The organism is Type-C symbiont of Plautia stali (assembly GCF_059730935.1).
On record NZ_AP035923.1, the window covers coordinates 3,945,434 to 3,970,852 of the forward strand.

At 59.4% G+C, this 25,419-nt stretch carries 22 protein-coding genes and 1 riboswitch; of the genes, 12 read left to right on the plus strand and 10 right to left on the minus strand.

Translation table 11 applies throughout. The features are described 5' to 3' along the window. Window positions 1-219: 219 nt before the first annotated feature. The 6 genes from uca to AC6I7J_RS18570 form a co-directional block, all read right to left on the minus strand. Window positions 220-3,819 carry an urea carboxylase gene (gene uca, locus AC6I7J_RS18545; protein WP_498006387.1) on the minus strand — a complete coding sequence of 1,200 codons (3,600 nt, stop codon included), beginning with the start codon at window positions 3,817-3,819 and terminating at the stop codon, window positions 220-222. A gap of 80 nt (window positions 3,820-3,899) precedes the next feature. Continuing rightward, the gene (locus tag AC6I7J_RS18550) at window positions 3,900-4,535 is read right to left on the minus strand and encodes an urea amidolyase associated protein UAAP2 (protein WP_021507029.1); all 636 of its coding nucleotides are present in this window, start codon (window positions 4,533-4,535) and stop codon (window positions 3,900-3,902) included. After that, window positions 4,535-5,242, minus strand: coding sequence for an urea amidolyase associated protein UAAP1 (locus AC6I7J_RS18555; RefSeq protein WP_498006389.1), 708 nt, complete (start codon window positions 5,240-5,242; stop codon window positions 4,535-4,537). Before AC6I7J_RS18555 ends, AC6I7J_RS18550 begins: the two co-directional genes overlap by 1 nt. Before the next feature lie 11 nt (window positions 5,243-5,253). After that, entirely contained in the window at window positions 5,254-6,015 is a 762-nt protein-coding gene (locus AC6I7J_RS18560) for an ABC transporter ATP-binding protein (protein WP_058758072.1), read from the minus strand. Window positions 6,016-6,025: 10 nt separating this feature from the next. Beyond that, on the minus strand, window positions 6,026-6,838 hold the full coding sequence (locus AC6I7J_RS18565; RefSeq protein WP_058771035.1) for an ABC transporter permease: 813 nt from the start codon (window positions 6,836-6,838) through the stop codon (window positions 6,026-6,028). Between the two features lie 14 nt (window positions 6,839-6,852). Continuing rightward, entirely contained in the window at window positions 6,853-7,911 is a 1,059-nt protein-coding gene (locus tag AC6I7J_RS18570; RefSeq protein WP_058758070.1) for a putative urea ABC transporter substrate-binding protein, read from the minus strand. 63 nt (window positions 7,912-7,974) lie between these two features. Continuing rightward, window positions 7,975-8,069: riboswitch (guanidine-I (ykkC/yxkD leader) on the minus strand. Window positions 8,070-8,339: 270 nt separating this feature from the next. On the opposite strand from AC6I7J_RS18570, the gene AC6I7J_RS18575 reads away from it, so the two are divergent. The 5 genes from AC6I7J_RS18575 (at window position 8,340) to rraA (ending at window position 13,927) form a co-directional block, all read left to right on the plus strand. Then, window positions 8,340-9,056 carry a DUF3053 domain-containing protein gene (locus AC6I7J_RS18575; protein WP_010616539.1) on the plus strand — a complete coding sequence of 239 codons (717 nt, stop codon included), beginning with the start codon at window positions 8,340-8,342 and terminating at the stop codon, window positions 9,054-9,056. 433 nt (window positions 9,057-9,489) lie between these two features. After that, window positions 9,490-11,424, plus strand: coding sequence for a PTS mannitol transporter subunit IICBA (locus AC6I7J_RS18580; RefSeq protein WP_058771034.1), 1,935 nt, complete (start codon window positions 9,490-9,492; stop codon window positions 11,422-11,424). 94 nt (window positions 11,425-11,518) lie between these two features. Continuing rightward, window positions 11,519-12,667, plus strand: coding sequence for a mannitol-1-phosphate 5-dehydrogenase (mtlD, locus tag AC6I7J_RS18585; RefSeq protein ID WP_282954987.1), 1,149 nt, complete (start codon window positions 11,519-11,521; stop codon window positions 12,665-12,667). Window positions 12,668-12,727: 60 nt separating this feature from the next. After that, window positions 12,728-13,276, plus strand: a complete 549-nt coding sequence (gene mtlR, locus AC6I7J_RS18590) for a mannitol operon repressor MtlR (protein WP_193717991.1) — start codon at window positions 12,728-12,730, stop codon at window positions 13,274-13,276. Window positions 13,277-13,441: 165 nt separating this feature from the next. Continuing rightward, window positions 13,442-13,927, plus strand: a complete 486-nt coding sequence (gene rraA, locus AC6I7J_RS18595) for a ribonuclease E activity regulator RraA (protein ID WP_021507037.1) — start codon at window positions 13,442-13,444, stop codon at window positions 13,925-13,927. A 51-nt stretch (window positions 13,928-13,978) separates the two neighbouring features. Here the strand turns inward: rraA and zapB are convergent, their stop codons facing one another. Then, the gene (gene zapB, locus AC6I7J_RS18600) at window positions 13,979-14,218 is read right to left on the minus strand and encodes a cell division protein ZapB (RefSeq protein ID WP_021507038.1); all 240 of its coding nucleotides are present in this window, start codon (window positions 14,216-14,218) and stop codon (window positions 13,979-13,981) included. Window positions 14,219-14,634: 416 nt separating this feature from the next. On the opposite strand from zapB, the gene AC6I7J_RS18605 reads away from it, so the two are divergent. The 3 genes from AC6I7J_RS18605 (at window position 14,635) to glpX (ending at window position 18,130) form a co-directional block, all read left to right on the plus strand. Further along, the gene (locus tag AC6I7J_RS18605; protein WP_021507039.1) at window positions 14,635-15,483 is read left to right on the plus strand and encodes an MIP/aquaporin family protein; all 849 of its coding nucleotides are present in this window, start codon (window positions 14,635-14,637) and stop codon (window positions 15,481-15,483) included. Between the two features lie 29 nt (window positions 15,484-15,512). Then, window positions 15,513-17,024: a glycerol kinase GlpK gene (glpK, locus tag AC6I7J_RS18610; RefSeq protein ID WP_498006393.1), complete on the plus strand. Its 1,512-nt coding sequence runs from the start codon at window positions 15,513-15,515 to the stop codon at window positions 17,022-17,024. A gap of 95 nt (window positions 17,025-17,119) precedes the next feature. After that, window positions 17,120-18,130, plus strand: a complete 1,011-nt coding sequence (gene glpX, locus AC6I7J_RS18615; protein WP_021507041.1) for a class II fructose-bisphosphatase — start codon at window positions 17,120-17,122, stop codon at window positions 18,128-18,130. On the opposite strand, the gene emrD is transcribed toward glpX, so the two are convergent. Next, on the minus strand, window positions 18,120-19,313 hold the full coding sequence (emrD, locus tag AC6I7J_RS18620) for a multidrug efflux MFS transporter EmrD (protein ID WP_498007243.1): 1,194 nt from the start codon (window positions 19,311-19,313) through the stop codon (window positions 18,120-18,122). The two genes, glpX and emrD, sit on opposite strands and share 11 nt — an antisense overlap. 291 nt (window positions 19,314-19,604) lie before the next feature. On the opposite strand from emrD, the gene fpr reads away from it, so the two are divergent. The 4 genes from fpr (at window position 19,605) to AC6I7J_RS18640 (ending at window position 23,371) form a co-directional block, all read left to right on the plus strand. Then, window positions 19,605-20,351 carry a ferredoxin--NADP(+) reductase gene (gene fpr / locus AC6I7J_RS18625; RefSeq protein ID WP_021507043.1) on the plus strand — a complete coding sequence of 249 codons (747 nt, stop codon included), beginning with the start codon at window positions 19,605-19,607 and terminating at the stop codon, window positions 20,349-20,351. Window positions 20,352-20,456: 105 nt separating this feature from the next. Beyond that, entirely contained in the window at window positions 20,457-21,047 is a 591-nt protein-coding gene (locus tag AC6I7J_RS18630; RefSeq protein WP_058771031.1) for a YiiQ family protein, read from the plus strand. Window positions 21,048-21,168: 121 nt separating this feature from the next. Beyond that, on the plus strand, window positions 21,169-21,936 hold the full coding sequence (gene tpiA, locus AC6I7J_RS18635; protein WP_031279624.1) for a triose-phosphate isomerase: 768 nt from the start codon (window positions 21,169-21,171) through the stop codon (window positions 21,934-21,936). Between the two features lie 127 nt (window positions 21,937-22,063). Next, the gene (locus AC6I7J_RS18640; RefSeq protein WP_498007244.1) at window positions 22,064-23,371 is read left to right on the plus strand and encodes an IS4 family transposase; all 1,308 of its coding nucleotides are present in this window, start codon (window positions 22,064-22,066) and stop codon (window positions 23,369-23,371) included. A 68-nt stretch (window positions 23,372-23,439) separates the two neighbouring features. On the opposite strand, the gene AC6I7J_RS18645 is transcribed toward AC6I7J_RS18640, so the two are convergent. Both AC6I7J_RS18645 and AC6I7J_RS18650 read right to left on the minus strand, forming a co-directional pair. Beyond that, window positions 23,440-24,195 carry a CDP-diacylglycerol diphosphatase gene (locus AC6I7J_RS18645; RefSeq protein ID WP_215480757.1) on the minus strand — a complete coding sequence of 252 codons (756 nt, stop codon included), beginning with the start codon at window positions 24,193-24,195 and terminating at the stop codon, window positions 23,440-23,442. A 127-nt stretch (window positions 24,196-24,322) separates the two neighbouring features. Continuing rightward, on the minus strand, window positions 24,323-25,312 hold the full coding sequence (locus tag AC6I7J_RS18650) for a sulfate ABC transporter substrate-binding protein (protein ID WP_021507046.1): 990 nt from the start codon (window positions 25,310-25,312) through the stop codon (window positions 24,323-24,325). Window positions 25,313-25,419 lie beyond the last annotated feature (107 nt).

The window sequence follows — 25,419 nt, forward strand, 5'->3', positions numbered from 1 at the left end:
TAAGCGCCACCAGGCGCTGAAACCGGCCTTATCAGGCTGTATCCCGAAACAGTTTTTCCTTATCAGGGCGAAAATAGTGTTTTAATGAAACCGTTACGGGACACAGCCTGTTGCACACTGCGAAAAGATGTCAGGGCAATGCAACATTGAACCGGGTCTCTAAGTATGGGTCAGATCCCCGGCTTTGCTGCCTGTTTCCTGATTATTTTTTCTTCTTTCTTATACTGCAAACGGATCGATCACCATAAGTAACTGACCCGCCTGCACTTGCTGCCCGGCCTGGCGTTGCAGGCTGTGGATTTTGCCACTGACCGGCGCCACGATCGGGATTTCCATCTTCATGGATTCGAGAATGCCTACCGTGGCACCCGCGGTCACATCACTGCCTTCCGCCACCAGCCATTGCCACACGCTGCCCGCTACCTGGCTCTCGACGCTGTGACAGCCCGCCGGCACCACCACTTCCTCGCTGCTCTGCGCCTGCAGCTGGCTGTCGAAGGTGAACTGGCCATCGGCGCGCCAGCGTGCCAGCTCGGCGTCAAACGCCTGCTGACGCTGCTGCTGGAACGCGTCGATCTCCGTCGCCTGGGCAGTCAGCAGCGCCTGATACTCGGCGAGCCGGAACTCACCGGCTTCCACGCGCAGCGGATAATCGCCCCACGGGAAACGTTCGCGGATTTGCAGCAGTTCGTCGGCACTGACCGGATAAAAACGGATTTGGTCGAAGAAACGCAGCAGCCACGGCTGGGTAAAGGCGCTGGTGCGGCGATCGCGATTCCACATCTGCAGCGTACGTCCGACGAACTGATAGCCGCCCGGCCCTTCCATGCCATAAACACACAGATACGCGCCGCCGATGCCCACCGAGTTTTCCGCTGTCCAGGTGCGCGCCGGATTGTATTTGGTGGTCACCAGGCGGTGTCGCGGATCGAGTGGCGTCGCCACCGGTGCGCCGAGATAGACATCGCCCAGCCCCATCACCAGATACGAGGCGCTGAACACAATCTGTTTCACCGCCTCCACGCTTTCGAGCCCGTTGATGCGCCGGATAAACTCAATGTTGCTCGGGCACCAGGGCGCATTCGGACGCACCGACTGGCTATAGCGTGTCACGGCTTCTCGGCAGGCGGCATCATCCCAGCTGAGCGGCAGCCACACAGTGCGCGATGGCACAGCCGCGTCGGCGAGGTCGCCCAGCAGATTATCAGCGTGCAAAATTTGCGCCAACAGCTCACTTCTTGCGCACTGCTGCGCATCATAATGCACCTGTAACGAGCGGATGCCGGGCGTCAGCTCCAGCTGACCCGCCAGCGGATGCGCCTCCAGCCACTGCATGAGAGCGTGAACGCGGAAACGCAGCGCAATGTCCAGCGTCAGCGCGCCATACTCCACCAGCAGAAAACGGTCTCCCGCGGCGCGCACGCACAGTGCAGGCCGCCCTGCAGTTGCTGCATGCTGGTGCAAGATCGGATCGATCAGCGGCAGTGCTGGCGCCACGCGCACCGCTTCCGGTTGCAGGTGCGCGATCTCGCGACGCTGCGCCTGCGCCAGACGATCGGCATCAGCAAGAGCGATCGGCACAAAGCGCAGTCGATCGCCCGCTTTGAGCTGACCCAGCTTCCACAGATCGGCGTCGATCACCGTCGCCGGACAGACAAAGCCGCCCAGCGAAGGGCCGTCCGGACCAAGAATCACCGGCATATCACCGGTAAAATCCACCGTGCCAAAGGCATAGGCGTTGTCGTGAATATTGGACGGATGCATGCCCGCCTCGCCGCCGTCGCTGCGCGCCCAGTCAGGTTTCGGGCCGATCAGCCGAATCCCGGTGCGGCTGGAGTTGTAGTGCACCTGCCACTCAGCAGCGAAAAATTCGTCGATATCGTCATCGGTAAAGAAGGCAGGTGCGCCGTGCGGACCATAAATAACGCGCAGCTGCCATTCACCGTTAAGCGGCGGCAGCAGCGTCTCAGGCAGGCGCGCCGCCGCAGCCTGACGCGGCGCGGCCAGCTGCAGCACGTCGCCGGCGCGCAGCGCCCGCCCGGCGTGACCGCCAAACTTACCCAGCGTAAAGGTACTGCGGCTGCCCAGATAGCGCGGCGTATCCAGCCCGCCCGCCAGCAGCAGATAGCTGCGGCAGCCGTCGCGCACGTCGCCCAGCGTCAGGGTTTGCCCGGCCTGCGCATGCAGCACCTGATGCATCGCCAGCGGCTGGCTGTCGAGGGTGGCTGCCAGCGGCGCGCCGCTCAGCACAAAGCTGCACGCCTGATTAAAGCGCAGCGTCGGACCGCGCAGCGTGATTTCCAGCCCGGCCGCCTGGGCCTCGTTACCCAGCAGGCGATTGCCCAGCTGAAAGGCGCGGCTGTCGAACGGCCCGGAAGGCGGTACGCCGACGTGCCAGTAGCCGACGCGGCCCGGCGCATCCTGCACCGTGGTGAGGGTGCCGCCGCTGAGGATATCCAGCGTCGGCGGCTGCCACGCCACGCTGCCGAGCGTGGCGGTAATGATGCGCCCCTGCTGCACGTCCGGCAGCGTACAGAGCTGACGCAGCCAGCGCAGGTTGGTCTCGATGCCATACAGCTCACTCTGCGCCAGCGCCGCGATCATGCCGTCGAGCGCGCGCTGGCGATCGGCCGCGTGCACGAGGATCTTCGCCAGCATCGGATCGTAAAACGGTGAAACTTCCATGCCGCTCTCTACGCTGCTGTCGATGCGCAGCGTGGCGTGATCGAGCGCCGTCGGGAACTGCACGTGGCTGAGCAGTCCGGCGCTCGGCTGAAACTGCTTCGCCGGATCCTCAGCGTACAGCCGCACCTGAATGGCATGGCCCTGCGCCACCGGTTGCAGCGTCGCCAGCGGCGGCAGGCGCTGCTGCGCCAGTTCGACCATCCAGCGCACCAGATCCACGCCGTATACCAGTTCAGTGACGCCATGCTCAACCTGCAGGCGGGTATTTACCTCAAGGAACCAGAATTGCTGGCTGGCCTCATCGTAGACATACTCCACCGTGCCGGCGCTACGATAGTTGACGGCGCGCGCCAGCCGTACGGCGGTGGCCTGCAACTGCGCGCGCACCGCATCGCTGAGCCGCGGCGCGGGCGTCTCCTCCAGCACCTTCTGATTGCGGCGCTGCGCCGAGCAGTCGCGTTCGCCCAGCGCAATCACGTTGCCCTGGCCATCGCCAAAAATCTGCACTTCAATATGGCGCGCCCGGGCGATAAATTTCTCTAAGAAGACGCCATCGTCGGCGAAGTTGTTACCTGCCAGACGCTTCACGCGGATAAAGGCTTCCTCCAGCTCGTCCGCGCTGTTGCAGCGCTGCATCCCAATGCCGCCCCCGCCGGCGGTGCTTTTCAGCATCACCGGATAGCCAATCTGTTGCGCGGCGGCCTGTGCCTGCTGCAGGGAGGTCAGCAGGCCGCTGCCCGGCAGCAGTGGCACCGCGTTCTGCTCAGCCAGTTCGCGCGCGCGATGTTTCAGGCCAAACGCCCGCATCTGCGCCGCATCCGGCCCGAGAAAATGCAGGCCCGCCGCTTCGCAGCGCGTGACGAACTCCGGTTTTTCACTGAGAAAGCCATAGCCCGGATGCAGCGCCTGCGCGCCGCTCTGCGCGGCAATCGCCAGCAGTTTGTCCTGGTTGAGATAGGTGTCGCGCACCTGGCCCTCGCCCAGCGACCAGGCTTCATCGGCCAGCCGCACGTGGCGCGCATGGCGGTCGGCTTCGGCATAGACGGCAATCGCCCGGATATTCATGGCCTGCAGGGTACGGATGATGCGCACGGCAATCGCGCCACGGTTGGCAATCAATACGCGATCAATCATGACTGAATACTCTTATTGCGGCAGGTCGTCCTGCACCAGCTGTGACGGCGTAAAACGGGTCGTCCCGTTGCGTCAGAGAATCACCACACGCTGACGGCAATCGGCGTCGGGTTGTAACCGTTACAGGGATTGTTGAGCTGCGGACAGTTGGAGATCAGCACCAGAATGTTCATCTGCGCCACCATCTCAACATACTTACCCGGCGCGGAGATGCCATCGGCAAATGTCAGGCCGCCGTCGTGGGTCACCGGCACATTCATAAAGAAGTTAATGTTGTGCGTGATATCGCGGCGCGTCAGGCCAGACTCCGGATGCGCGGCGACCGCCAGCATCCAGCTGTCGCGGCAGGAGTGCATGTGGCGCTTTTCGAGGTCATAACGCACCGTATTACTCTCGCACGAGCAGGCACCGCCGAGCGTATCGTGACGGCCACAGGTATCGGCGGTGATGGTCAGCATCGGCCGATCAAGATTAGAACGCAGCACGCTGCCGGCCGTAAGAAACACGTTGTGCTGGCCGCGCAGCGTCTCGCTCATGCTGTAGCGCTCGGCGGTATCGTCGGCGTTGAAAAACAGCGTATCCGCCGCCTGATTGCCTTCCAGATCGGTAATGCGCAGCGTTTCTCCGGCGGCAATGCGCTGCAGCCAGTAATCACCGGCGTCGATCTGCTGTTGCAGACGCGCCTGCGCCGGGTTTCGTTCACTCTCTTTAATCATCACACTTCTCCCTGCAGTTGATAGAGGGCGTTATTGCGCAGGCCGCGCTGGTTTTCCGCGCGCTGCAGACAGATTTCCGGCAGCGGCGCGCGCTGCGCATCCAGCGTCAGCTGCAGCGGCTGGCGCGGATAATCGCTCGCCGGGCTGAGCGGGTGCGGACAGGTGTGCAGCAGTACCAGCGTGTCCATGGCGAAACGCAGCCGAACCTGCGCGCCCGCTTCGCCCTGCCGCTCCAGCGTTAAGCGCCCGCTATCATCGGCGCGTACCTGCGCAAACAGATTGAGGCAGGCCGCCATGTCGCGCTGGCCAAGGCCATATTTCGCCAGCTCGACCAGGAAGCTGTCGTAGCCGTTTTGATGGCGCAGGTTGCGCGCCTGCTGATAGTCGCTGACCCCATAGCGCGCGGCCGTTTGTGCCGCGTTCAGCGTGCCGCACACACTCTCGTGCCAGCCGAAACTGTCGTGTTCAATGCCGCAGAAAATGCGCCCCATGTCCGAGTAGAGACAGTGGCCGGCTGTGAGTCGGAAAGTGTGCTGGCATTTGAGCGTATCCGGCGCGTTGTAGCGCTCCAGCAGGTTTTCCGGGTTATAAAACAGCAGGCTGGCGCTGGCGCCGCCCACCACATCGGTCAGCGTCAGCGCGCTGCCGCTGCGCATGACAAAAGACCAGTGCGCCCCGGCGGGCAGCAGGGTTTGGTATGGCTGCATCGTGCTCTCCTTTAAGCCACCTGCGTTGCGGACAGCACTTCAGCGGCGGGCTGAGTGCGATCCAGCGGCAGGTCGTAAGTGATAGTGGCGCCCCAGGCTTGCGGCGCGTGCGGATCGTGGCGCAGTTTGTCGAACACCAGCAGGCGTGACGCGAGGCTGAAGCCCTCTTTCAGATCGTGGGTGATCATGAAAATGGTCAGCTGATGCTGCTGCCACAGCTGGGTGATCAGCTGATGCATCTCGCTGCGAATACCGGGATCGAGCGCGCCAAAAGGTTCATCCAGCAGCAGAATGCGCGGCTGTTTCATCAGCGCCTGCGCCAGGGCCAGACGTTGCTGCATGCCGCCCGACAGCTGATGCGGATATTTGCTCTGCGCCTGTTCCAGTCCGACCTGCGCCAGCATTGCCTGCGCGCGTTGACGAATCGCCTGACGTTTGCGCCCCCAGACGCGTCCCAGCCAGCGTGCGCTGCTGAACTCGTCGGCCAGCATTACGTTGCCGAGCACCGTCAGATGCGGAAACACCGAGTAGCGCTGAAACACCACGCCGCGATGGGCGTCCGGCTCGTCGGGAATCGGTGCGCCATCCAGCAGCAGCTCGCCTTTGGTCGGCGCTTCGGTGCCGAGCAGCATATTCAGAAACGTGGTTTTGCCGCAGCCTGAGGCGCCGACAATCGCCACGAACTCGCCGCGCTCGACCTGCATATTCAGCCGCTCCAGCACCACCTGATCGCCGTAGTGTTTTTCCAGATTTTTCAGTTGCAGTAAGGGCATCGCGCGCTCCTTATTTGGCGTGATACCACGGCCAGCAGCGTCGGCTGACGAGCCGCAGCAGCAGGTCGAGGGCAAAGGCCAGCAGGGTGATCCACGCCACGTACGGCAGAATCACATCCATGGCCAGATAGCGGCGCATCAGGAAGATGCGGTAACCGAGGCCTTCCGTGGCCGCAATCGCTTCGGCAGCAATCAGGAACAGCCACGCCGAACAGAGCGACAGCCGCACCGCATCGCACAGACGCGGCATCAGCTGCGGCAGAATCACCCGCCATAGAATCTGAGCGCTATGCGCACCCAGCGTCTGCGCTTTGACCAGCTGCTCCTGCGGGATTTTCTGCACCTGCAGCTGCAGATCGCGGGCGATCAGCGGCGTGATGCCGATAACGATCAGCACCACTTTGGAGACTTCGCCAAGGCCAAAGCAGATAAACAAAATGGGCAGAATCGCCAGCGGCGGCACCAGCGCAAACAGCGTCACCAGCGGCGCCAGCACCGCGCGCACCACCGGTAGCGCGCCGGTGAACAGGCCAATTGCCAGTGCCAGCAGCGCGCTGATAGCGACACCACTCAGCAAACGCAGCAGGCTGGCGGCGGTATCGCTCCACAGCAGATACTCGCCGGTGCGCGGGCTGGGCTGAAACGCCATCCGGCTGATGGCCTCGCCCATGGCGTTGAATCCCGGCAGCAGCTTGTCTGCCGCGTTCAGGCTGAGACGCGCATCCGACGCGAACAGATAGACCAGCAGCACCGCCAGCAGCGGCAGAATGCCAAGCAGCAGGCGGCCGAGCGGCAGCGGTTGGTAGTTAATCAATTTACGCATCGGCAGCGCCTCGCTTACAGCTGACCGGCGGCGGCCAGTTTGGTGAAGGTGTCGGTAAAGCGCAGTTTGATGTTGCCGGCATCGCCCCAGTTACCGGCCGGGGTAGCGACCCCTACCGCATCGGCCCCCGGCGCGCCTTCACCCAGCAGGCCGTGTTTAAAGGAGAATTCAGCCACCAGCTGCATGGTGGCTTTCAGCTGCGGGCTGTCGACAAAATCCAGCGTGGTTTTGGCATCGCTGAACAGGTGTGTCGCGGCAAGCTGCTGATCAAAACCGGCCAGATCGGTACCGGATGCCTGCGCCATCTGCGTGCGCGCCGCTTTGGCACTGTCGCTCTGCCCGGCCATGCTGTGCAGCGTCTCGTACCAGGCACCGGTAAGCGCTTTGCCGAGCTGAGGATATTTGTTGAGCGTGGCGGTGTTAACTACCAGCAGGTCGAGGATTTCGCCCGGGATCTGCGCCGAGGAGAACACCAGATGGCTGTCCGGCTGCTTCTCTGCTTCCGCCAGCAGCGGATTCCACGTGACGATGGCGTTAACGTCAGCAGTGCCAAACGCCGCCACCAGATCGGCATCGGCGGTGTTAACCACCCTGACATCTTTCTCGCTCATGCCGGATTTCTCCAGCGCGCGCGCCAGCAGATAGTGTGAGACCGACAGTTCGACGAGGTTGATGGGTTTGCCTTTCAGCGCGCTGACGCTGTCCGCGCCTTTAAGCAGAATGCCGTCGTTACCGTTGGAGTAGTCGCCGACAATCAGCGCGGTGCTGTCGACGCCGCCGGTCGCCGGAATGGTCAGCGCATCCATATTGGTCATGGTGCAGCCGTCAAATCCACCTGCGGTGTACTGATTGACCGACTCGATATAGTCATTAACCTGCACAAACTGAATATCGATGCCGTACTTATCGGCCCACTTTTTCACGATGCCGCTTTGCTGGGCGTAATCCCACGGCATCCAGCCAGCGTAGATGGACCAGCAAAGCTTAAAGGAAGGTTTAGCGGCGGCCAGCGACGGAACGCTGAACAGGGCGACGCTGCAAATCAGCAGCAGGCGCAGACAGGCTTTAATCATGATGATTCCTCTGGCGTTAACGGACGAAAATCAGGCAGGAGGCGGCGAGCAACGTTCTCGCTTTCCTCCCGGGCTTTTTTCCCGCCGTGTAACCGTCAGAGGACGGTCGGTCACTCTCGGACCAGCATCTCGCGATCGGAACCCTAGTGACCCATTGCAAATTGTGTGGCGACGTCGGTTGCCCGCGATCGCTCCTGCATCTGCCAGAAAGCAGGCAATATCAATGCCAGGTTGCTATCAGCCTGAATTACATGCGTTATTGCACAGCGCTGCGCTTGCAGGCAGGCTGCGCTGCACAGTTGTGCAGCAGGCACGCACCAGCGTGAAGCACTGCAGACCAGCCGTTGTACAGCCGGGGCCATTGCACTATTCTTTAGGACCTTTCCCAGCGAATCGAATTTAGCCATCGTCACAACAGGAGTTGAATTATGGCGTCAGGAATTTCCCGCATCTGGATGCGTAGCGGCATGCTGCTGACCGGCGTGCTACTTGTGCTGCAGCTTACCGCCTGCGGCGATAAAGAGGGCGATCAGCGCAAAGCCTTTACTGATTTTCTGCAAAACACCGTGATGCGCAGCGGTGAACATCTGCCCAGCCTGAGCGAAAACCAGAAGCAAACCTTCGGTAACTACGCCAGTGATTACGCCATCCTGTATGGCTTCTCGCAGCAGGTGAATCAGGCGGTGGATCAGGGCATGCGCCCGGTGGTTGATGAGCTGGCGGCCATCCGCGTGCCGCAGGATTATCTGACACGCCGCGACAGCCTGCGCCAGGCAAGCGGCAATCTGAGCGTGCTGACGCAGCAGATTCAGAGCGCCAAAATGCAGGCCGACAGCAGCAAAGCCACGCTGAAGCAGCCAGACGATCTGAAGAAAGTGTACGACAGCGTGTACGCCAAAGTGGTGACGCAGCCAGCCAGCACGCTGATCCCGCTGCTGCCGCAGCTGCAGGCGCTGAGCCAGTCGGCAGTTCAGGCCGGTGATTATCTGCAGTCGCAGGGCGCGCGCGTCAGCTTCAATGACGGCGGCGTTCAGTTCCCGACGCAGGAGCAGGCCACGCAGTACAACACGCTGATGAGCAATCTTGCCAGCAACACGCAGGCGCTGACGCAGGCACAAAATGCCGTACAGGGCGGTTTGCAGTAAGCCGTTCAGCGGGCAGTTCTCCCCTGCCCGCTTTTTCAGATTTTCGTCACTTCCTTACATCGCCTTTTTCTGTCAGCACAGAGTGTGATCTGGCGCATTTTCAACCAAAAATAGTTTGTGATCTCAATCACATTTGTGAAACAAACCGGCCCAGGTGAAAGGTGATTTTTGTCACATTTCTACCGCTGTTGCGCGCATTTTTTCGTCAGCGTTGCTTTCTTACAGGGTATTTTTGTGATCAAAGTCACCTTTAATCCCCCTGTCCACCCCAATTTAGCGTGATATACATCACACTTTTTCCTGACGCTACGCAGTGTAATCAACTAGTGCTAGAGTCCGCGTGCATACAGTAATGCCACGGCCCCCGCCGTAACGTCTTAACAAAAACAAACGCGCTCTCTTATTGCAGCGCGTCTCAATAAGGGGTGGGTTTATGTCCTCATCAGTCAAGGTCAAGGTTCAGAGCTTTGGTCGCTTTCTGAGTAATATGGTGATGCCAAACATCGGTGCGTTTATCGCCTGGGGTATCATCACAGCACTGTTCATTCCAACCGGATGGATTCCTAACGAAACGCTGGCCAAGCTGGTTGGCCCGATGATTACCTACCTGCTGCCGTTGCTCATCGGCTTCACCGGTGGTCGTCTGGTGGGTGGCGATCGCGGCGGCGTGGTCGGTGCCATCACCACCATGGGCGTGATCGTCGGTGCCGATATGCCGATGTTCCTTGGCTCGATGATTGCCGGTCCGCTGGGCGGCTGGGCGATCAAGTCGTTTGACCGCGCGGTTGACGGCAAAATCAAAAGCGGCTTCGAGATGCTGGTTAACAACTTCTCGGCCGGTATTATCGGTATGCTGCTGGCGCTGCTGGCCTTCCTCGCTATCGGTCCGCTGGTAGAAGGTCTGTCGCACATTCTCGCCGCCGGCGTAAACCTGATGGTGCAGAACAACCTGCTGCCGCTGACCTCAATCTTTGTTGAACCGGCGAAAATCCTGTTCCTCAATAATGCCATCAACCACGGTATCTTCTCGCCGCTGGGTATCCAGCAGGCCAGCGAAGCGGGCAAATCGATCTTCTTCCTGATTGAAGCGAACCCGGGTCCGGGTATGGGCGTGCTGGTTGCTTATATGATCTTCGGCCGCGGCAGCGCCAAGCAGTCTGCGGGCGGCGCAGCGATCATCCACTTCCTTGGCGGTATCCACGAAATCTACTTCCCGTACGTGCTGATGGCGCCGCGCCTGCTGCTGGCAGTAATCCTCGGCGGTATGACCGGCGTGTTCACCCTGACGCTGCTGAACGGCGGTCTGGTATCACCGGCCTCACCAGGTTCGATTCTGGCCGTACTGGCGATGACGCCAAAAGGCGCTTACTTCGCTAACATCGCGGCTATCGTTGCGGCTTTCGCCGTCTCCTTCGTGGTCTCCTCGATTCTGCTGAAAACCAGCAAAGTAAAAGAAGAAGACGACATCGAAGCGGCGACCCAGCGCATGAAAGACATGAAAGCGCAGTCAAAAGGCCAGGCCGTTGCCGGTTCACCGGTGGTAGCCGATGCCAGCAGCGTTGACGTCAGCCACGTGCGCAAAATCATCGTCGCCTGTGATGCCGGTATGGGCTCCAGCGCGATGGGTGCAGGCGTGCTGCGCAAGAAGGTGCAGGATGCGGGCCTGAGCAATATCTCTGTGACCAACAGCGCGATTAACTCGCTGCCGGGCGATGTCGATCTGGTGATTACTCACCGCGATCTGACCGAACGTGCGATGCGTCAGGCGCCACAGGCGCAGCACATCTCGCTGAACAACTTCCTCGACAGCGCGCTGTACACCAACCTTACCGAGCGTCTGGTGGCGGCGAACCGCAGCGAAGCCCACCGTGAAACGGTGCAGACCGCGCTGGCAGACAGCTATGACGACGGCAGCGCGCACTTGTTCAAACTGGGCGCTGATAACGTGTTCCTCGGCCTGAGCGCCAGCAATAAAGAGCAGGCGATTCGCTTCGCCGGCGAGCAGCTGGTGAAAGGCGGCTACGTGCAGCCGGAATATGTTGAAGCGATGCTGGCGCGCGAGCAGCTGACGCCAACCTACCTCGGTGAATCCATCGCCGTGCCGCACGGCACCGTCGAAGCCAAAGACCGCGTGCTGAAAACCGGCGTGGTATTCTGCCAGTATCCGGCCGGCGTGCAGTTTGGCGATGAGCCGGACGAAGTCGCGCGACTGGTGATTGGTATTGCCGCACGCAATAACGAACACATTCAGGTGATAACCAGCCTGACCAATGCGCTCGACGACGACAGCGTAATTGAGAAGCTGGCGAACACCACCAGCGTGCAGGACGTGCTGGATCTGCTGTCTGGCAGCACTGCCAACGCGTAATTCGCGGTTTTAACTTCCCTGGGGCGGGCAAGCCCGTCCCCACTTTCCGGGGCGGACATGCCCGCCCTTTCGTCATTTGATATGGGTCAAATTTATGAAAGCGTTACATTTTGGAGCAGGTAACATCGGCCGTGGATTTATCGGTAAGCTGCTGGCGGATGCCGGTATCGAACTGGTGTTTGCTGATGTGAATCAGGTGGTGCTTGATGCCCTTAACGCCCGTCATGAGTATCCGGTTCACGTGGTGGGCGAGCAGGCGCAGGTCGAAATCGTTACCGGCGTCAGCGCGGTGAACAGCACCAGCGACGACATCGTCACGCTGATCGCTGAGGTTGATATCGTTACCACGGCGGTTGGTCCGCAGATCCTTGAGCGCATCGCGGGCAGCGTGGCGCAGGGTCTGGCCAAACGCAGTGACAACGGTAATGTCCGTCCGCTGAATATCATCGCCTGTGAAAACATGGTGCGCGGCACCAGCCAGCTGAAGCAGCACGTACTGAAGGTGCTGCCGCAGCAGTATCATGCGTGGGTTGAAGAGCATGTTGGCTTTGTCGATTCGGCAGTTGACCGCATCGTGCCGCCATCTGAAGCCGGCAGCACCGATCCGCTGGAAGTTACCGTAGAAACCTTCAGCGAGTGGATCGTCGACAAAACCCAGTTTAAAGGCGCATTGCCGGACATTCCTGGCATGGAGCTGACCGATAACCTGATGGCGTTCGTCGAGCGTAAGCTGTTTACCCTCAACACCGGCCACGCCATTACCGCTTATCTCGGCCAGCTCGCCGGTCACGCCACCATTCGCGAAGCCATTCTCGACCAGAAAGTGCGTGCCGTGGTGCAGGGCGCGATGCAGGAGAGCGGCGCGGTGCTGATCAAGCGTTATGGTTTCGATGCGGAGAAACATGCCGCGTATATCCAGAAAATCCTGACGCGTTTCGAAAACCCGTACCTGAAAGATGACGTCGAGCGCGTGGGCCGTCAGCCGCTGCGCAAGCTGAGCGCCGGCGATCGCCTGATCAAGCCGACGCTGGGCACGCTGGAGTATCAGCTGCCGCACGCCAGCCTGGTGCAGGGCATTGCCGCCGCGATGCACTATCGCAGCGAAGCCGATCCGCAGGCGCAGGAGCTGGCGTCACTGATCGCGCAGAAAGGCCCACAGGCGGCGCTGGCGGAGATTTCTGGCCTCGATGCCAATAGCGAAGTGGTGAGCTCAGTGGTGAGCGCTTACCACGCTATGGCATAATGCGCGCCCTTTAGTGGTCAATTCGGGCACGGCAGCCGCGTGCCCGTCGACGGTAGCTGAATGATGCAGGCAATAATGGAAGAGAAGCAGGCTTTTGAAAACCGGGTGCTTGAGCGGCTGAACGCCGGTCGTTCGGTGAGAAGCTTCCTGATCGCCGCTGTCGAACTGCTGGCGGAAGCAGTCAATCTGCTGGTGCTGCAGGTCTTTCGCAAAGACGACTACGCGGTGAAATATGCGGTGGAACCGCTGCTGCTGGGCGACGGCCCGCTGGGCGAGCTGTCGGTACGCCTGAAGCTCATCTACGGCCTGGGGGTGATCAATCGCCACGAATACGAAGACTGCGAGCTGCTGCTGGCGCTGCGTGAGGAGCTGAATCACGACACCAGCGACTACCGCTTTACCGACGATGAAATACTCGGCCCGTTCGGCGAACTGCACTGCGTGCTGGCCTGGCCGCCTCAACCCGATTTCACCCGCGACGACGCCGCGCTGCGCGCCATGCAGCAGCAGCGCTACCTGCAGATGGTGCGATCCACCATGGTGCTGTCGCTGACCGAGCTGATTTCCCGTATCTCGCACAAACAGGCCTTCAAGAAGCCCGCCGTGTAACGCTTCCCCTGCGGCGCTATTGCCACGCGCCGCTGTTCTCTCCGCCGCAGACAAAATATTACGCAGGATATTGATGCAGCGCTTTTTTTGGCGGTTGATGATTTTGCCAACAATCGTCAGAAAGCGATATACTTACCGCTCCTGTGGCAAACAGACGACATCCCTATGAAATACGATACATCTGAACTCTGCGACATCTACCATGAAGAAGTGAACGTTGTTGAACCGCTTTTTTCGAACTTTGGTGGGCGCACCTCATTCGGTGGTCAAATTACCACAGTGAAATGTTTCGAAGACAACGGCCTGCTGTATGACCTGCTCGAAGAGAACGGTCGCGGTCGCGTGCTGCTGGTCGATGGCGGCGGCTCAGTGCGGCGCGCGCTGGTTGACGCACAGTTAGCAAGACTGGCGGCGCAAAACGAGTGGGAAGGCATCGTAGTGTACGGCTCGGTTCGCCAGGTCGATGAACTGGAAGAGCTGGAGATCGGCATTCAGGCGATTGCGGCCATTCCGGCTGGCGCCGCAGGCGAAGGCATCGGCGAGAGCGACGTGCGGGTTAACTTCGGCGGCGTCACCTTCTTCTCCGGCGATCATCTCTACGCCGACAACACCGGCATGATCCTGTCTGAAGACGCACTCGACATCGAGTAAGCGACAAACAAAAACGGGTGCCGCGGCACCCGTTGGTTTAAGCGCTAAGGCTTAAACTTCTTCCATTTTTCCCAGCAGTGCACGCAGGCGCTCCTGCCATACATGCTGCTCTTCTTTCAGGTGCTGATTTTCACGCGCCAGCGCTTCGTGATTGCCGGATGCCTGGCTCATTTCGTTTTTCAGGTTATTGTTCTGCTCTTTCAGCTCTTCAATTTCCATCTGCAGCAGGGTGATGGTATCAATCGCCTGCTGTACTTTCGCTTCCAGTTTCTCGAATACTTCAAATGACATCTTTCTGACCTCTCCTAAATCGTGCAAGGCGTTGATAGACCGGGCGTGCCTTAAAATAGTGCGTCCAGCCACGATGTCCCGATTGTATGTAGCCACACCCGGCAAGTCCAGCAGCACAAGGCCTGCGAGGGAAGTCTGTAACACTTTTCAGTTTATACCTGGAAAACGCGCAACTTCGCGCATTTTGCGCGCGGTCACACGCGCAGGGTGCAGCGCAGCGGGGGTTTTTGGCCCTAAACACAGGCAAAAGACGCGAAAACGCGCATTTTTATGACACGGCACACAAAATTCGATTTCGCTATTTCTCGTTTATGCTCGTTAACGATAAATTCACATCAACCCTACATTAGAGCTGGGCGACTCAAGGATTGAGAACAAAAACTGATAAAATTTAACCTCGCTTCAGGAATTCCATTATGAGTCAGACAACGAACACACTCAAAGGTCAGTGCATCGCCGAGTTTCTCGGTACCGGTTTGATCATCTTTTTTGGTGCCGGCTGTGTGGCGGCGCTGAAGCTGGCCGGTGCCGCATTCGGCCAGTGGGAAATTTGTATCATCTGGGGTCTTGCTGTCTCCATGGCGGTTTATCTGAGCGCAGGCGTATCCGGCGCTCACCTCAATCCGGCAGTCACGGTTGCCCTGTGCCTGTTCGCCAACTTCGAAGGCCGCAAAGTTTTACCTTATATTGTGTCGCAAATCGCTGGCGCGTTCTGTGCGGCGGCGCTGGTCTACGGTCTTTACTACAATCTGTTCTTTGATTACGAAGCCAGCCACCAGATGGTACGCGGCAGCGTGCAGAGCCTCGATCTGGCCGGTATCTTCTCCACCTATCCGAACCCGCACATCACCGTGGCGCAAGCGTTCCTGGTGGAAATGGTAATTACCGCCGTGCTGATGGCGGTGATCATGGCGCTGACCGACGACGGCAACGGCGTACCGCGTGGCCCGCTGGCGCCGCTGCTGATTGGTCTGCTGGTGGCGGTGATTGGCGGTTCCATGGGTCCGCTGACCGGCTTCGCCCTGAACCCGGCGCGTGACTTCGGTCCGAAGCTGTTCGCCTTCTTCGCGGGCTGGGGTAACGTGGCGTTCACCGGTGGTAAAGATATTCCTTACTTCCTGGTGCCAATTTTTGGCCCGCTGGTCGGAGCCTGCCTCGGTGCCTTTGGTTATCGTGCGCTGATTGGCCGTCACCTGCCGGGCAACCTTGCAGAAACCAGTAAAACAGAAAAACCGGTCGCGCGCGCTGAGCAGCGTAAAGCGTAAGTTTCATCGTTAATCATCAGGAAACCATAATGACTACGACTGATAAAAAATATATTGTCGCGCTCGATCAGGGCACAACCAGCTCACGTGCCGTGGTGCTCGATCATGACGCCAACATCGTCGCCGTCTCACAGCGCGAATTCACCCAGATCTACCCGAAAGCCGGCTGGGTTGAACACGATCCGATGGACATCTGGGCCTCGCAGAGCTCCACGCTGGTGGAAGTGCTGGCGCACGCTGATATCCGTTCTGACCAGATCGCCGCCATCGGTATCACCAACCAGCGTGAAACCGCGATTGTCTGGGACAAAGAGACCGGCAAACCAATTTACAACGCCATCGTCTGGCAGGATCCACGTACCGCCGACTACTGTAACAAGCTGAAGAAAGAAGGTCTGGAAGAGTACATCCAGCACACCACCGGCCTGGTGATTAACCCGTACTTCTCCGGCACCAAGGTGAAGTGGATTCTCGACCATGTGGAAGGCGCGCGCGAGCGGGCGAAACGCGGCGAACTGCTGTTCGGCACCGTCGACACCTGGCTGGTGTGGAAAATGACCCAGGGCCGCGTGCACATCACCGATCACACCAACGCATCGCGTACCATGATGTACAACATCCACAAGCTGGAGTGGGATGCGCGCATGCTGGAGATTCTGGATATTCCGCGTGAAATGCTGCCGGAAGTGAAAGGATCGTCCGAAATCTACGGCCAGACCAACATTGGTGGTAAGGGCGGTACGCGTATTCCTATCGCCGGTATCGCCGGTGACCAGCAGGCTGCGCTGTATGGCCAGCTGTGTGTGCAACCTGGCATGGCGAAAAACACCTACGGCACCGGCTGCTTTATGCTGATGAACACCGGTACCGAAGCGGTTACCTCAACTCACGGTCTGCTGACCACCATCGCCTGCGGTCCACGCGGCGAGGTGAACTACGCGCTGGAAGGTGCCGTGTTCATCGGTGGTGCGTCCATTCAGTGGCTGCGCGATGAGATGAAGCTGATCAGCGATGCGGGCGACTCCGAATACTTCGCGATGAAAGTCAAAGACACCAACGGCGTGTACATGGTGCCGGCCTTTACCGGTCTTGGCGCACCGTACTGGGACCCGTATGCGCGCGGCGCAATCTTCGGTCTGACCCGTGGTGCCAACGCCAACCACATCATTCGCGCCACGCTGGAGTCCATTGCTTACCAGACGCGTGATGTGCTGGAAGCGATGCAGAACGATGCCGATACCCGCCTGCAGTCGCTGCGCGTGGATGGCGGTGCGGTGGCCAACAACTTCCTGATGCAGTTCCAGTCCGATATTCTCGGCACGCGCGTGGAGCGTCCGGAAGTGCGCGAAGTGACCGCGCTGGGTGCGGCTTACCTCGCCGGTCTGGCAGTCGGTTTCTGGAACGATCTGGAAGAAGTTCGTGCTAAAGCCGTGGTGGAACGCGAGTTCCGTCCAAGCATTGAAACCACCGAACGCAACGTACGCTATGCCGGCTGGAAAAAAGCCGTGGCGCGCGCCCAGACATGGGAAGAAGAAGAGTAACACTGTGCTGACCCGCGGCGCCCTGCCGCGGGTTTTTCCCGTCCCCCTGCCCCGCTGTGCTACACTGCCCGCCTGTTTTTTGTCAGGTGCAGACCATGAAACGAGAACTCGCGATTGAATTTTCCCGTGTGACCGAAGCCGCTGCGTTAGCGGGCTATCACTGGTTAGGACGCGGCGACAAGAATGCCGCTGACGGCGCCGCCGTCAACGCCATGCGCATTATGCTCAACACCATCAACATCGACGGCCAGATCGTGATTGGCGAGGGCGAAATCGACGAAGCACCGATGCTCTACATTGGTGAGAAAGTCGGTACCGGCCACGGCGATGCGGTGGACATTGCAGTTGATCCTATCGAAGGCACGCGCATGACTGCGATGGGCCAGGCCAACGCGCTGGCGGTGCTGGCGGTGGGCGATAAAGGCAGCTTCCTGCACGCACCTGATATGTATATGGAAAAGCTGATTGTCGGTCCGGGGGCGCGCGGCGCTATCGATCTCAACCTGCCGCTCGCCACCAATCTGCAGGCGATTGCGCAGGCGCTCAATAAACCGCTCAGCCAGCTGACGGTGTCGATTCTCGCCAAACCGCGTCACGATGCGGTCATCGCGCAGCTGCAGCAGCTGGGCGTGCGCGTGTTTGCTTTTCCGGACGGCGACGTGGCGGCCTCGATTCTCACCTGTATGCCGGACAGCGAAGTGGACGTGCTGTATGGCATCGGCGGTGCGCCAGAAGGCGTGGTGTCGGCGGCGGTGATCCGCGCCATGGATGGCGACATGCAGGCGCGCCTGCTGGCTCGTCATCAGGTCAAAGGGGATTCGGCCGAAAACCGCCGTCTGGGTGAGCAGGAACTGGCGCGCTGTGCCGAAATGGGTATCAACGCCGGGGAAGTGCTGACGCTGCAACAGATGGCGCGTAACGATAACGTGATTTTCGCGGCGACCGGCATCACCACGGGCGATCTGCTAAAGGGCATCACGCGCCAGGGCAATATCGCCACCAGCGAAACGCTGCTGGTGCGCGGTAAATCGCGCACCATTCGCCGCATTCAGTCGATCCACTATCTGGACCGCAAAGACGCGGCGCTGCACCCTTTTATCCTGTAACCGTCTGTTTGCCGCTCTCCGGATGACGCGAGAGCGGCCACCAGCACAGCAGCATCACCAGCGACGTCACAAACATCAGCATACCGAGGCTCGACTGATCGTGCTGCGGCAGCAGCGCTGAGAGCCACGCCACCACACCGGAACCCAGATTCTGCAGGCCGCCAATCAGCGCACCGGCACTGCCGGCCAGCCACGCGTAGGGCTCCATCGCGCCAGAAGTTGCCAGCGGAAACAGCATGCCTGCGCCGAAGAAAAACAGCGCGGCCGGTACCAGCAGCGTCCAGATATTCATCACGCCAAACCACGCCGGCAGCCACATCAGCAGTCCCGCCAGCAGGCAGCTGTTCACGCCATACCACACCAGCGTATGCCAGGATTTCTGCTCGCGGCCGGCAAACCAGGCACCAAAAAACGCCGCCGGAATCGGCAGGATAAACAAAATACTCACCGTCAGCCCGTCGAGCCCCAGCACGCCCGCCATCAGTACGCCACAGCTGGCCTCAAATACCGCAATGCCCGCCAGCGCGCCGATCAGCAGTAGCAGATAACGCACAAAGTTGCCGTCGCTGAGCAGCGTGATGTAACGGCGCAGAAAAGGTGTCGCGGGCGCATCCACCGGACGGGTCTCCGGGAGCCAGCGGGCCATCGCCGCCGTTACGCCAACACACAGCAGCAGCAGGAAAGCAAAGCAGGCGTGCCAGCCAAACAGATGGGTCAGCAGCGCGCCGATTACCGGCGCCAGCAGCGGGCTGACCAGAATGCCCATGTTGAGCAGGCTGTTGGCCTGACGCAGCGCAATGCCGGAGTAAAGATCGCGCGGCATGGTGCGCGCCATCACGCCAGCCACGCCGGTACCCAGTCCCTGCACCGCACTGCCCAGCACCAGCACACTCAGCGACGGCGCAAACAGGGCGATCAGCGCGCCCGCCGCAAAGATCGTCATGCCCGCGAGGATCACCGGACGCCGGCCAATGCTGTCCGACAGTGGCCCGTAGATCAGCTGCGATCCGCCGTAGGTCATCAGATAGGCCGCCATCACCTGCTGCATGGCGCCGCTGCGCACGTTAAGCGCCTCTGCCATGTTCGCCATGGCGGGCACATAGATGGTCTGCGCCATCTGTCCCACCGCCACCAGCACAATCAGCATGAACAGCAGGAAGCGGTTTTGCGTATTACTCATCATCATGGAACAAAATGTCTGCCTGAGAAACAAAGTAATGACAGCACTAAACAGGGCTGCCGGAGAGTTATGGCGGCAAAAATATCAGGAATTGCGCACAAAGCGAGAGGCGGGCGTAAAGCGATAGCTCAGACACCGTCAAGCTTCTGTACCAGGCTGTAACGTGGCCGCTACAGTTGCTGATGTGTGCGGACGATTTGTCGCAGAGAGCCCTTTGCCGGCTGGCGGGCTGGAAATCTGGTGCCGGGCTGACGAAGATAGAAAGAGACCAATTATCAATCATCAGGAGCGAACATGGCAGAGTGGGTCAATGCAGAAGTAAAAGAAGTGAAAAACTGGACCGATGCACTGTTCAGCCTGCGCGTCACTGCGCCCATCGACCCTTTTACCGCCGGCCAGTTTGCCAAGCTGGCGCTGGAAGTCGACGGCGAGCGCGTGCAGCGCGCCTACTCCTACGTTAATGCGCCGCAGGATCCGCTGCTGGAGTTCTATCTGGTAACAGTGCCGGAAGGGAAGCTCAGCCCGCGTTTGCAGGCGCTGCAGCCCGGCGATCAGGTGATGGTGACCAAAGAGGCGGCCGGTTTCTTTGTGCTGGATGAGATCCCCGACTGCCAGACGCTGTGGATGCTGGCGACCGGCACGGCGATCGGCCCGTATCTGTCGATTTTGCAACAGGGCGAAGGGCTGGAGCGCTTCGACAACATTGTGCTGGTACACGCTGCGCGCTATGCCGCCGACCTGAGTTTTCTGCCGCTGATGCAGCAACTGCAGCAGCGTTATCAGGGCAAGCTGCACATTCAGACGGTGGTCAGCCGCGAGCAGATGCCCGGTTCACTGCATGGCCGCGTACCGCAGCTGATCGAGAGCGGAGAACTGGAAAACGCCGTGGGCCTGCCGATGCTCGCCGACACCAGCCACGTGATGCTGTGCGGTAACCCGCAGATGGTGCGCGATACCCAGCAATTGCTGAAAGAGACCCGCGATATGCGCAAGCATTTCAAACGTAAACCCGGTCACATGACCAGCGAGCATTACTGGTAATCGCGCTGGCAGCAAAATGTCAGATTTTTCCCGGCGCGGGTTTTGACTTTCAGCGGTAAAAACCGTTCTAATCGTGGGCTAAGTGAATGATTTAGGGCCGAAGCAATGAAGAATCTGCCAGTCGCGCTGCTGCTCAGCGTCGCACTGACATTTCCCGCCTGGGCGGAGGACGCGCCCGCGCAGGATCGCAACGATCACCTGCCTGCGGCGCCGTATCTGCTGGCGGGTGCGCCCACCTTTGATATGACCATCGCGCAGTTCCGCGAAAAGTATAACGCCGCCAATCCTGACCTCCCGCTGCAGGAATATCGCGCCATCGATAACCGCGATGACAAGAGCCACCTGACACGTGCCGCCAGCAAAATCAGCGAAACGCTGTATGCCTCTACCGCGCTGGAACAGGGCACCGGCAAGATTAAAACGCTGCAGATTACCTGGCTGCCGGTGCCGGGCCCGGATATGAAAGCGGCACAGACACGCGCCATGGATTACATGACTGCGCTACTGCGCTTTTTTGTGCCCGGTTTGTCAGCGGAAGAGGGACACAAGAAGCTCGACGGCCTGCTCAGCGCCGGCAAGGGTGCACGCTATTTTTCCCGCACCGAAGGTGCACTGCGCTTTGTGGTCGCAGACAACGGCGACAAGGGACTGACCTTCGCCGTTGAGCCCATTAAACTGGCGCTCGCTAGCCCCTGATCTCCCCGGCAAAAATGACGAAAAGCAAAGCCAGCGCCCCATTTGATCTCTATACTGTCTGGCAGACATCGCTGCCCCGATGGCAGCGCTATTTCATGAATCGCGTTATGCGGAGGAAAGAATGCGACATCCACTGGTTATGGGTAACTGGAAACTGAATGGCAGCAAGCACATGGCGGGCGAGCTGATTGAAGGCCTGCGCAAAGAGCTGTCAGGTGTGGAAGGCTGCGGTGTGGCGATTGCTCCGCCGGCGATCTATCTGGATCAGGCCAAACACGCCATTTCCGGCAGCCACATTGCGCTGGGTGCGCAGAACGTGGACGTGAACCTGTCTGGCGCTTTCACCGGTGAAACCTCTGCCGAGATGCTGAAAGACATCGGCGCGAAATACATCATCATCGGCCACTCTGAGCGCCGCACCTACCACAAAGAGAGCGACGAGTTCATCGCGAAGAAATTCGCCGTGCTGAAGGCCGCAGGCCTGGTACCGGTGCTGTGCATCGGTGAGACCGAAGCCGAGAACGAAGCTGGCAAAACTGAAGAAGTGTGCGCACGTCAGATCGACGCCGTGCTGGAAACCCAGGGCGCAGCGGCCTTCGAAGGCGCGGTTATCGCCTATGAGCCAGTCTGGGCCATCGGTACCGGCAAATCAGCGACCCCAGCGCAGGCGCAGGCAGTACACAAATTTATTCGTGATCACATCGCGAAGAAAGATGCCGCTATCGCTGAGCAGGTAATCATTCAGTACGGCGGTTCGGTTAACGACAAAAACGCCGCAGAACTGTTCACCCAGCCGGACATCGACGGCGCGCTGGTGGGCGGTGCGTCGCTGAAGGCAGATGCTTTCGCGGTGATCGTCAAAGCCGCTGCAGCAGCCAAAAACGCGTAAGTTGCTGACGCAAAGAAAGGCGGCTGATGAGCCTAATGCCGATCAGTTAAGACAAAAATGATCGGTTGAACGATCCGGTCGCTGTGTGAAAATCCGTAATCTCTCATGGATGATTACGGATTTTTTTATGCTCCTCAGCCAGGCCCTTGATGCTGTTCTTAAGTTCTCTCCGAAAGAGTTTTCTGCGCTTTCTGACCTGCTTTCACCTGAGCTTATTGATGAATGCCTGGCGGATACCGGGGTTGTCACGGTGCGAAAGCGCCGTCTGCCCATGGAAATGATGGTATGGGCCGTGACCGGCATGGCGCTTTTCCGCTCTCTTTCCATGAATCAGCTCGTTTCCCACCTTGATATTGTCCTCCCGGGTAAACGTCCCTTCGTCGCACCCAGCGCGGTTGTGCAGGCACGTCAGCGGCTCGGGGCTGAAGCCGTCCGCCTGGTTTTTGAAAAGACCCGCCAGCTCTGGTTCGAAAAAACACCGATGTCGCACTGGAACGGCCTCACGCTGATGGCGGTGGACGGGACGCTGTGGCGAACGCCGGACACGCCGGAAAACGACGCCGCATTCGGCCGCACGGCCAATGAACACGCCCGTTCTGACTGGCCACAGCTGCGCATGGTCTGTCAGATGGAGGTCACCAGTCACCTGTTGTCGGGCGTTGCCTTCGGCAGCGTCTCTGAAACCAGCGAAGTTGAGCTCGCCGCCCGGCTGGCGGCACAGACGCCTGCTCATTCCCTGACGATAATGGACAAGGGCTTCTATGCTCCGGGCCTCCTTCATCACTGGCAGACATCAGGCACCGAAAAGCACTGGATGATACCGCTGCGAAAAGGTGCTCAGTACCGGGTAAAAGAGAGGCTGGGTCCCGGACATGAGCTGGTTGAGCTGAGCCTGACGCCGCAGGCGCGAAAAAAATGGAGCGGCGCACCGGCCAAGCTGACGGCAAGACTTATCAGTAAGGAAACCGGCGGCAGAACGGTACAGATACTGACGTCCATGTGTGATCCGCTTCGCTATCCGAAAGCCGATATCGTGGACCTGTACGGTCATCGCTGGGAAATCGAGCATGGCTTCAGGGAGATGAAGCAGCACCCGCTGAATAATGAGCTGACGCTGAGAAGTAAAAAGCCGGAGCTGGTGCAGCAGGAGCTGTGGGGGGTGGCACTGGCGTATAACCTGCTGCGCTTTATGATGGCACAGATGGCATACAGCCTTAAAAATGTGGAGCCTTATCAGCTGGGCTTTAAACAGGCGGCGTTGTATCTGAGCGGTCAGCTGAGTCTGCTGCCTGCGGTTGCACCGGGAAGAATACCGAAGGTGATGAATGAAATAATGGCGATGGCGGGAAGCTTCGTATTACCCGGCCGTCGTCAGCGGCATTATCCGCGGGCGGTAAAAAAGAAACCGCAGCGTTACCCGCTGCGGCGTTCTTAAAAGCTTAACTGACAAGCATTAGGCTGATGAGCCGCCTTTTTTATTGCCTTAATCGGTCGCGGTGCCACTCACTCCAGCAAACGGCACTGATGATCCTGCAGTTCTTCCGCCGAACCGCGATTCAGCTTGAGCCAGTTGCGCTCCAGCGCCAGCAGCGCCAGGCGTCCATCCGGCAGCTGGGCCAGCGCCAGCCCGTATTTGCCCATCTCACCACGCGCATGCGGCACCTCCTCTGCCAGCCGGATAAACACGCTCTGCTGCGCCAGTTCGGCGGTGCTCAGCGTGCGAATCAGCCAGGTATGCCGCAGCAGCGTTGCCGTCTGCCACTGCGCATTCAGCTTCGGTGCCAGCGTATCCAGCTGCTGACGCACATCCGGTCGCAGGCAGGAGATATGAATGTGCAGCTGATTCTGCGTACGACCATACTGCGCGTTGATGGCCAGCGACAGCACGCGGTCGTCGACAGGCGCACCGCGCTTCTGCGCCAGCAGGCGGCGCTGCTGCCAGGCGGCAGCAAACAGGTTCGGCGTGGTAGGTTCGAGAAGGATTGGGCTCTCCATGCCAGTGATTTTCGCTATCGGCATCAGCAGATATTGCAGCGGGCCATTCAGATCTTTGAGCGTAACGTAACCCTGCACCAGATTGACCTGCTGACAGGGGGCAGGATTGCCGCGTTGCGTCATGTCCGGTACGCACTTTTCGCTGACAATCTGCCACAGCGCATCGGCGTTTTTATGTAAATGCACCGCACCGGCGATCAGCCCGGCAATCAGAAGGATGAACGCGATAATCAGCAACGTAACACTACGGCGGCGCGCCTGCATGGCCAGATCCTCAGTGATGAGCTGTCAGCATCCTCACCTGTCGCCAGCGGAAAGTCACGGCTTTTTCCGCGCCGCAAAGCAAAACGGCCAGCGCAGGGCTGACCGTTTCGTCATGATGAAAACGCGGTTACGGTTTCATGACCTGATCGTAGCTGCCGCCGTCGGCAAAGTGTGCTTTCTGCGCTTTGCTCCAGCCGCCAAACTTGTCATCGATGGTAAACAGCTTAACCGGCGCGAAGCTGCTGGCAAACTTCTTCGCCACCTCAGGATCGCGCGGGCGATAGAAGTTTTGCGCCGCGATGGTCTGGCCTTCCGGTGAGTAGAGATATTTCAGGTACTCTTCCGCCACCTTACGCGTGCCCTGCTCATCCACCACTTTATCGACCACGGAGACCGTTGGTTCGGCGAGGATCGATTCGCTCGGCGTAACGATTTCAAACTTGTCTTTGCCCAGCTTATCGACGGCCAGATAGGCTTCGTTTTCCCATGCAATCAGCACATCACCGATACCGCGCTCAACGAAGGTATTGGTCGCGCCACGTGCACCGGAATCCTGCACTTCAACGTTTTTGAACAGCGCCCGGACGTAAGCCAGCGCTTTGGCCTGGTCACCGTGGTTCTGGTCCAGCGCCCAGCCCCAGGCCGCCAGATAGTTCCAGCGTGCGCCGCCGGAGGTTTTCGGATTTGGCGTGATCACGGAAACGCCTGGCTTAATCAGATCTGGCCAGTCATGAATGCCTTTAGGATTGCCTTTGCGTACCAGGAACACGATGGTGGAAGTATAAGGTGCCGAGTTATCCGGCAGACGCTTGATCCAGTTTTTATCGATACGACCACGGTCAGCAATAGCATCCACGTCGGATTGCAGCGCCAGCGTAACCACATCCGCGCGGATGCCATTGATCACGGATGTCGCCTGCTTACCCGAACCGCCGTGCGACTGGCGGATCACCACGTTATCGCCGGTTTCCTGCTTGTAGTGCGCGCTAAACGCTTTGTTGTACTGCTCGTACAGCTCACGGGTTGGATCGTAAGAGACGTTTAACAGCTGAATATCCTTTGCCAGAACACTGGTTGAAGCCAGTAACAGGGTGACACCAATACTCCACTTGTTCATTGCTTGCTCTCCCGAGGTCGTTATAGAACAAGACTGACACAAAGCAATCCATGGATTAAAGAATTAAAAATAAGCTGTTATAACTATGGAGAATATAGCAAGGCATA